Origin of the sequence: Legionella quateirensis (assembly GCF_001467955.1) — a bacterium.
Lineage (GTDB): Bacteria > Pseudomonadota > Gammaproteobacteria > Legionellales > Legionellaceae > Legionella > Legionella quateirensis.
The window spans coordinates 1-780 of the sequence record NZ_LNYR01000032.1 but is presented as its reverse complement, the minus strand read 5'-3'; the positions used below and the strand labels follow the sequence as shown (position 1 = coordinate 780).

The window sequence follows — 780 nt, the reverse complement described above, 5'->3', positions numbered from 1 at the left end:
TTCTCAAGGAAGGAATTCCTATACAAGATCAAATCTTAATCTATTCAGCAAAAACACTTGAAGATAATCAATTGATTAAAGACTATGGCATCAATGGCAGTATTCATTTGGTGCAAAAATTGAAACAACATCAGCAGACGGAAACTCCTACGCAAGATGAGTTAACTCGTCACCTATATATTACTACAATAGCAGGAAAAAAAATCACTATTGATTACAACCCTAAGACAGATACTATTGCACATCTCAAAAATGAAATTTTTCGTAAAGAAGGAATACCTATAGAAGATCAACTCTTAACAATTGCAGGTCAAGAACTTATTGATAGTCGTCTCATTGAAGAATATGAGGCTCAAAAAATAGAATCTATACGCTTACTTTCGAGTGCCCAAAACCAGGCTACAGAAGCAACATCTGAGAAAAAAAGTGCTCAGCTTCAAATTCAAACATTAACAGGGACAGAATTCTTAATTGAATACAATCCTGAGACGGATACTATTGCACATCTCAAAAGCGAAATTTTTCGCAAGGCAGGAATACCTATAGAAGAACAAGCCTTATTATTTGCAGGTAAAAAACTTATCGATAGTCAATTGATTAAAGAATATAATATAAATCACATTGTTCGATTGGTGCAAAAATTGAAACAACATGAGCAGACGGAAACTCCTACGCAAGATGAGTTAACTAGTCAGCTTTTCATTAAAACATTAGAAGGGATAACAATCCCTATTAAATGCAAACCTAATACGGATACTATCGCAGATCTCAAAAGAGAAA

1 protein-coding gene is annotated in these 780 nt (G+C 33.8%); it reads left to right on the top strand.

Features of this window, described 5'->3' with window-relative positions; translation table 11 throughout:
• Positions 1-780 (top strand): ubiquitin-like protein (locus tag Lqua_RS11415; RefSeq protein WP_202972753.1); only part of this gene is annotated, 780 nt, incomplete at both ends.